The organism is Pseudomonas sp. 22082 (genome assembly GCF_052046055.1).
Lineage (GTDB): Bacteria > Pseudomonadota > Gammaproteobacteria > Pseudomonadales > Pseudomonadaceae > Aquipseudomonas > Aquipseudomonas pharyngis.
On record NZ_JBQEQB010000052.1, the window covers coordinates 1 to 913 of the forward strand.

General features: G+C 46.3%; 1 protein-coding gene. It reads left to right on the top strand.

Features of this window, described 5'->3' with window-relative positions:
• The coding region (locus tag ACTJK9_RS29560; RefSeq protein WP_440817858.1) for a formylglycine-generating enzyme family protein at positions 1–808 on the top strand (808 nt) is incomplete at its 5' end.
• Between the last annotated feature and the right edge of the window lie 105 nt (positions 809–913).

Consider the following 913-nt stretch of genomic DNA (forward strand, 5'->3'; position numbering starts at 1 on the left):
TCAGTCGATTGACAACATGGTGTTTGTCGAAGGTGGCCAGTTTGATATGGGCGACTTTGGATGGGCTTGCGAATACGACGAAACGGATGTTTGCACCTGGCCTTGCGGGCAAGAGCCGGAGCAGCTTTGTCATATCAGCAGTAATGGCGATGATGACTTTGTTCACCCGGTCAAGTTGAATTCCTATTATTTTTCAAAGTTTCAAGTCTCGCTGGGTGATTTCGATTTGTTCTTTATTGCGAACGGAAAACCTCAGTTTGATGTTGAGAAACGCGAGCGTGAGGATTTGAAGTTCCGCTATCAGCGTGATTTGCCTGCATTTACCAAAACTTGGCAGGAGTCCAAGGACTATTGTCACTGGATTGCCAACCTTAGTGGTTATTCTGTGGATTTGCCTACCGAGGCGCAGTGGGAATTTGCTGCTCGTAATCGTGGGCAACATATTCTTTTTCCTACTGATACTGGCAGTTTGAGTTTTGGGGAAAACTATCCTGTGGAAGGAGGGGGTAGAACGTTTTCAATTGCTAAATTTCCACCCAGTCCACTGGGTATCTACAGTCTTGCAGGTAACGCGACTGACTGGGTTAATGATTGGTATGGTGAGGATTACTACCGTCAGTCACCAGTGGTAAACCCTCAAGGACCGGAAAAAGGTACTTATAAGGTTAAGCGAGGCTCCTACTATCCAGAAGGCCCAATGTCCGCCGCCTCTGTAGTTAGACGCTGGCCGGATAAACCAGAACAGGAAGCCTATTACCCTGGTACTGGTTTTCGCTGCGCTATTCAATCAGGGGAGCGTCTGCGTTAACTACATCCTTCAATGACTTTTTGCATTGGTGAAGATGTCAAATGCGAAAAGGTGAAAAGGTGAAAAGGTGAAAAGGTGAAAAGGTGAAAAGGTGAAAAGGTGAAA